The sequence below is a fragment of the Streptomyces synnematoformans genome, from assembly GCF_039531005.1.
Classification (GTDB): Bacteria; Actinomycetota; Actinomycetes; order Streptomycetales; family Streptomycetaceae; genus Streptomyces; species Streptomyces synnematoformans.
The window spans coordinates 1-5,954 of the sequence record NZ_BAAAPF010000386.1 but is presented as its reverse complement, the minus strand read 5'-3'; the positions used below and the strand labels follow the sequence as shown (position 1 = coordinate 5,954).

Sequence of the window (5,954 nt, the reverse complement as noted above, 5' to 3'; positions counted from 1 at the left end):
CCCGCGGCCGGGCCGGGCAGGGCAGGGCCCGCGCGGGCGCGGCCTGTGCCAGGCCGCCGGCGCCGGCGGCGGACGTCGCGGCGACTGCCAGCAGCCGGCGCCGGGAGAGCGGGGTGCGGTGGTGTGCGGCGGTGCCCATCGTTGGTGCCCCTTCGCGTGTGGGCGCGCCCCCCGATGCCTGACATCGTTGTCGCGTGCGGTCGGGACATGAGGCTGGCCGCGCTCCGGGCGGTGTCAACGGTGCCCGCGGGGCGTCCCGGTGCCTCCGGGGTGGCGCGTCCGCGCGGCGACCACTGTCCGATATGAGCATAAACTCTCGCTATGACCGAGTCCGACCCCGCCGCCGGCGGCCCCGGGCGGGTGGCGCACAGCCGGGTGCCGATGCGGGGCCGCGACCCCCGGGAGCGCGGCCGTAAGGCCACGCCGCTGGAGCTGCTCTTCGACCTGACGTTCGTCGTCGCCGTCGGCACCGCCTCGTCGTACTTCGCCGAGATGGTCGCCGGGGACCACGCCGGGCCGGCGGTGGTGGCGTTCACGCTGGCGATGTTCGCGATCACCAACGCGTGGATCAGCTACAGCTGGTTCGCGTCCGCGTTCGGCACTGACGACTGGCTCTACCGGTCGCTGACGATGCTGCAGATGATCGGAGTCGTCGTCTTCGCCCTCGGCCTGCCGGCGATGTTCCACTCGGTCGAGGAGGGCGACCACCTGGAGATCCGCGCGATGGTGATCGGGTACGTCGTGATGCGGATCGCGATGGTGGCCCAGTGGTGGCGGACCGCCCGGGAGTCACCCGCGTTCCACCGCGTGAGCACGGCGAACATCCGCTGGACCGTGATCGCGCAGGCGGGCTGGCTCGTGGTGGCGTTCACGAAGCTGTCGTTCGGGCCGGTGCTCGTCGCCTTCGCGGTGTTCGCGGTGCTGGAGCTGCTGCTGCCGGTGCTCACCCAGGGCGGCGCGGGCGGGACGCCGTGGCACCCGCACCACGTCGCCGAGCGGTACGGCCTCTTCGCGATCATCACCCTCGGCGAGGGCGTGGTCGGCACCGTCGCCTCCTCGGGCGGCCTGCTCGGCGGCCCGCACGGCACGGAGTGGACGGCGAACGCCGTGGCCGTCGTCGTGGCCGGCGTCGGGCTGACCTTCGGCATGTGGTGGGTGTACTTCAGCACGCCCTTCGGCGACATCCTGGTGCACCGGCGGGCCCGCGGGTACCTCTTCGGCTACGGCCACATGCTGGTGTTCGCCGGCATCGCGGGCGCCGGCGCCGGGCTGCACGTGGCCGGCCTCTACCTGGAGCACCACGCGAAGGCGGGCGCGGTCGCCGTGGTGCTGTCCCTGGCGCTGCCCGTCGGCCTCTACCTGCTGGTCGTCTACCTGCTCCACACCCTGCTGCTGTCCGCCGGGGACCGCTTCCACCTGCTGCTGATCTCCCTGACCCTGGCGGTGCTGGGCGCGGCGGTGCTGCTGTCCGCGGCCGGCGCGCCGGTCGCGGTGTGCCTGCTGGTCGTGATGCTCGCGCCGTTCGTGACCGTCGTCGGCTACGAGACCGTCGGCCACCGGCACCAGCGCCGGATGCTGGCGGACCTCACAGCCCGCCGTTCCCCGTCGTAAGCAGGAACCTGCCCACCGCCACCAGCAGCCCGAAGAACACGGCGACGCCGATCAGCACCACCGACAGCCCGCGCGCCGTGCGCCGCGAGCGCCCCGACAGCCGCCGCGGCGAGTCGTCGGCCTGCCGGAAGCCGGCGGCCACCACGCCGGCCCCGCCGAGCAGCACGGCGGCCGCCAGCCACCACCACTCCACGTCGGTCCCCTCCCGGTCTCCCTCATCGAACGCCGTCCCCGCGTACTCCCCGCGCGCTACTCCTCGCGGCTGTGCAGCTCCAGGCCGAGCGTGCGGAACTGCTCGACGGGCCGGTGGTAGCCGCGCTCGATGTGGTGCACCCCGCGCAGCGTCGAGCCGCCGGTGGCGACCGCCGCGGCCAGCACCGCGGAGAACCCGGCGCGGATGTCCGGCATGGTGACGTCCCCGCCGCGCAGGCTGCTGACGCCGCGCACCACGGCGGAGTGCAGCGCGCCGGTGTCGTGGTAGCGGCAGGCGGGGCCGCCCAGACAGGTGTCGTACACCTCGATCTCGGCGCCCATGCCCTGCAGCGCGGAGACGTAGGCCAGCCGGTTCTCGTACACCGTCTCATGCAGCACCGACATCCCCTCGGCCTGGGTGAACAGCACCATCAGCGGCGTCTGCCAGTCGGTGGCGAACCCGGGGTGGGTGTCGGTCTGCACGGCGGCGGAGCGCAGCGTCCGCGGCGCCGACGCGGAGATCCACTCGTCGGTGATCTCGAACCGCGCGCCCATCCGCGCCAGCGTGGTGATGGGCGTGACCAGCCGGTCCTGCGGGCATCCGTGCACCCGCACCTCTCCCCCGGTGACCAGCCCGGCGACCAGGTAGGAGAACGCCTCGATGCGGTCTCCGCCCAGCCGGGTGGTGGCGCCGCCGAGCGCGTCGACGCCCTCGACGACGATGCGGCGGTCCGGGTAGAGGGAGATCCGCGCGCCCATCCGCTGCAGGAACAGGGCCAGCTCGACGATCTCCGGCTCGGTCGCGGCGTTGCGGATGACGGTGCGGCCCTCGGCCCGTACGGCGGTCAGCAGCACGGTCTCGGTGGCGCCGACGCTGGGGTACGGCAGGTCGACGCGGGTGCCGCGCAGCCGGGCGGCGCGGGCGTGGATGCCGTCCTCGGCCAGCTCCACCTCGGCGCCGAACCGGCGCAGCGCGTCCAGGTGGAAGTCCACCGGCCGGCGGCCGATCGGGTCGCCGCCGACCAGCGGCACGAACGCCTCGCCGGCCAGGTGCAGCAGCGGGCCCAGCAGCAGGATCGGGATGCGGTTGAGCCCGGTGAACGCCTTGTCCACGCTCGGGTCTGCCACCGGCCCCGGCACGACGGTGACCTCGCCGTCGACGCGCTCGACCTTCATGCCCACGTGCTCCAGCATCCGGGCGGTGATGCCGACCTCGCCGACGTCGGGCGCGTTGCGTATGGTGCTCGGCCCGGCGCCGAGCATCGCGGCCACCATGTGCTTGCTGACCGCGTTCTTCGCCCCGCGCACGGTGACGTCACCGCGCAGCGGTCCGGACGGCTCGATCTGCCACAGCTTCCCACTCACCCGTGCAGCCTACGACCGTGCCCCGCCGGCCCCCTCCCCCGGCCCCGGCTGCGCCGCCGCCCCGGCCCGGTGCCGGGGGGCCGGAGCCCGCGCGTCGGCCGGTGGCCGTACGCTCCCGGCATGACGGTCACGTACGAGTGGCGGGGCGGGTTCGGCAACGCGGAGGTCAACGCCCTGCACGCCGAGGCGTTCCGGCACCCGGTGCTGGACACCGACTGGCACGCCCGGCTGCACCGCCACAGCCTCGGCTGGGTGTGCGCCCGCGACGGCGGCGCGCTCGCCGGCTTCGTGAACGTCGCCTGGGACGGCGACGTGCACGCGTTCCTCCTGGACACCGCGGTGCCGGCGACGCGGCGGCGGGCGGGCATCGGCGCCGGGCTGGTCGCGGAGGCGGTGGCCGGGGCGCGTGCGGCCGGGTGCGCGTGGCTGCACGTCGACTTCGCCGAGGAGCTGCGCCCGTTCTACGTCGACGGCTGCGGCTTCCGGCCGACGCCCGCGGGTCTCGTCGCGCTGACCGGCTGACCTGCGCGCGCACCCAAGCGACGGCGCCGCGTCACCGCACGGCCACCGGATCGTCATCCCTCGCCGGCCGTACATGTCTCCCATGGGGGGCTTCGCACCGTTGCCCGTCCGGCGGCCGCGCCCGGAGGATGAGGCGTCGCCGAGGCTCCACGAAGCCGCCTGGGGAGGGCACATGAGGCCGAGCAGCCGGAGCAGCCGGATCCGCAGGGTGTCCGCCGTCGTCGGCGGCGCCTTCGCGCTCGTCGTCGCCGTCCCGCACGCCGCCTCGGCGGCCGCCGCCCCGCCGCCGGCGCTGCCGGCGAACGCGGACGGCCTGGAGCAGACGTTCCAGCCCGCGTACGACTACGACACCGACGGCTGCTACCCGGTCCCGGCCATCGGCGCCGACGGCACCGTCAGCCCCGGCCTCGAACCGGGCGGCGCGCTCAACGGCGGCTGCCGCGACGCCGCGGACCTCGACAACACCAACGGCTACTCCCGGGCCACGTGCAACAACGGCTGGTGCGCCGTGGTCTACGGCCTGTACTTCGAGAAGGACCAGGCGCTGCCCGGCACGGGCCTCGGCGGGCACCGGCACGACTGGGAGCACGTCGTGGTGTGGGTGCGCAACGACGCCCCGCAGCAGGCGCAGTACGTCTCGACGTCCGCCCACGGGGACTTCGACACCTACGCCCGCGACCGGATCCGGTGGGACGGCACCCACCCCAAGGTCGTCTACCACAAGGACGGCCTGGGCACCCACGCCTTCCGCCCGGCCACCGGCAACGACGAGCCGCCGGAGAACCACCACGGCGGGTGGCAGTTCCCCGACCTGGTGGGCTGGAACGGCTATCCCCCGGGGGTGCGCGACTGGCTCGCCGCGGCGGACTTCGGCAGTGCCCACTTCGGCCTGAAGGACTCCTCCTTCGTCTCCCACCTGGAGAAGGCCCTGCCCGAGGGCGTCCCGTTCGACCCCGCCGCCCCGTAGCTCACTCCTCCAGCAGCCGCAGGTCCTTCTTCTCGATCGTGGCGGTGACCAGCAGGTCGGTGATGAGGTTGTGGTTGAGCGCGTTGCCGACGGGCGGCGGGACGTCCCTCGCCATCAGCCCCTGCACCCCGTCCCGGCTGAGCTTCTGCCGCACGCCGGCGACGATGTGCGCGGCGCGCTTCTCGGTCCAGCTCCGCGCCGGCTGCAGCCGCTTCAGCTCGTACGCGACCTGGGCCCAGGTCAGCGGCTGCGGCTGCGGGTCGCCCTGCAGATAGCGCTGGGCGAGGCAGACGAGCACGAGCATCTCCTCGTCGTCCAGGTCGCGCTCCTCGCCGAGGGTCGACTCCTCCTGCACGGTCGGGCCCCCTGCCGCGCCGCCGGTGCGGGCCGCGGAGATCCGCACCTCCAGCAGGTGGTCCTGGCGGGGCGAGACGACGAACAGCGGGGTGTAGCCGGCGGGCAGGAACGCCTGGTCGCCGCCGTGCACGAGCCGGGAGTCGGGGAAGCGGATCGGCCGCTTCCCGGTGTTGGTCAGCATCCAGCGCGCGTACTGCCGCGTGAGCATCCCCTGCCGGCGGCTGACGTGCCGGTCGCCGCCGCCGACGCAGACGTGCACCTCCGGCTCGTTCCGCCCGAACACCAGGGTGAAACCGGCGTCCGGAGCCACGCTCATCCCGCCGTTCGCGCCCAGCACGAACAGCGTCTCCGGCTGCGGCGGCACGTCGCCGGGAGGCAGTCCGCGGCTGAGGCTGCCGACGTCCTTCGGCAGCAGAGTGATCTTGCTCACCATGGCGGGTACCCCCTCGTCTCCGGGTCACTGCGCCTCACGGTAACCACCCCCGCCGTGGAGGGGTCCCGGAGCCGGGAGGCTACGCGCCGGTGTCCCCGGGCGGGGCGCCGAACGCCACCTCGCCGCCGGCCTCCGCGCTGTAGGGCCCCGGCCCGCGCACGGCGGCCGGGATGCCGGGCGCGGGCGAGCGCTGGGACATGACCTGGCGGCCGTCGACGCGGACCTCGTAGGTGATCTCGCCGTGGTGCGAGAGGTCGAGGCTGTAGGCGGCGGAGCCGTTCTCCCTGGGGACCTTGACGGTCTTGCGCCAGGGCAGGGAGACGTCCTTGAGCGTCTCGGGCTTCCGGTTGACGGCGTACGTCAGCTTCTCGACGGGGCCGTCGCCGGTGAGGGCGAACTCCACCGTGACCGGCTCGGGCGGGGGCTCCGTCTCGGGCTCGGGCTCGGGCCGCCCGGACGGCGGGGTGGAGCCCCGGGCCGCCGGGCGGGCGTTCCCCTCCGCCGGCG

At 74.5% G+C, this 5,954-nt stretch carries 6 protein-coding genes and 1 pseudogene; 3 read left to right on the top strand and 4 right to left on the bottom strand.

Features of this window, described 5'->3' with window-relative positions; genetic code table 11:
* Window positions 1-321: 321 nt before the first annotated feature.
* Window positions 322-1,611 carry a low temperature requirement protein A gene (locus tag ABD317_RS32615; protein WP_344294772.1) on the top strand — a complete coding sequence of 430 codons (1,290 nt, stop codon included), beginning with the start codon at window positions 322-324 and terminating at the stop codon, window positions 1,609-1,611.
* Here ABD317_RS32615 and ABD317_RS32610 read toward each other — a convergent pair.
* Together ABD317_RS32610 and murA are read right to left on the bottom strand one after the other, a co-directional pair.
* Entirely contained in the window at window positions 1,586-1,804 is a 219-nt protein-coding gene (locus tag ABD317_RS32610; RefSeq protein WP_078627427.1) for a hypothetical protein, read from the bottom strand. The two genes, ABD317_RS32615 and ABD317_RS32610, sit on opposite strands and share 26 nt — an antisense overlap.
* A gap of 56 nt (window positions 1,805-1,860) precedes the next feature.
* Window positions 1,861-3,168 (bottom strand): UDP-N-acetylglucosamine 1-carboxyvinyltransferase, encoded by a 1,308-nt coding sequence (gene murA, locus ABD317_RS32605; protein ID WP_344294769.1) that lies wholly within the window; start codon window positions 3,166-3,168, stop codon window positions 1,861-1,863.
* A 120-nt stretch (window positions 3,169-3,288) separates the two neighbouring features.
* Here murA and ABD317_RS32600 point away from each other — a divergent pair, with 120 nt between their 5' ends.
* Both ABD317_RS32600 and ABD317_RS32595 read left to right on the top strand, forming a co-directional pair.
* Complete coding sequence (locus ABD317_RS32600) at window positions 3,289-3,690, top strand: GNAT family N-acetyltransferase (protein ID WP_344294767.1); 402 nt, start codon at window positions 3,289-3,291, stop codon at window positions 3,688-3,690.
* Between the two features lie 172 nt (window positions 3,691-3,862).
* The gene (locus tag ABD317_RS32595) at window positions 3,863-4,657 is read left to right on the top strand and encodes an NPP1 family protein (RefSeq protein ID WP_344294765.1); all 795 of its coding nucleotides are present in this window, start codon (window positions 3,863-3,865) and stop codon (window positions 4,655-4,657) included.
* Window position 4,658: 1 nt separating this feature from the next.
* Here ABD317_RS32595 and ABD317_RS32590 read toward each other — a convergent pair whose 3' ends face one another.
* The gene (locus tag ABD317_RS32590) at window positions 4,659-5,447 is read right to left on the bottom strand and encodes a hypothetical protein (RefSeq protein ID WP_344294763.1); all 789 of its coding nucleotides are present in this window, start codon (window positions 5,445-5,447) and stop codon (window positions 4,659-4,661) included.
* 79 nt (window positions 5,448-5,526) lie between these two features.
* Window positions 5,527-5,954 (bottom strand): annotated as a pseudogene (locus ABD317_RS32585) (hypothetical protein); the annotation flags it as partial.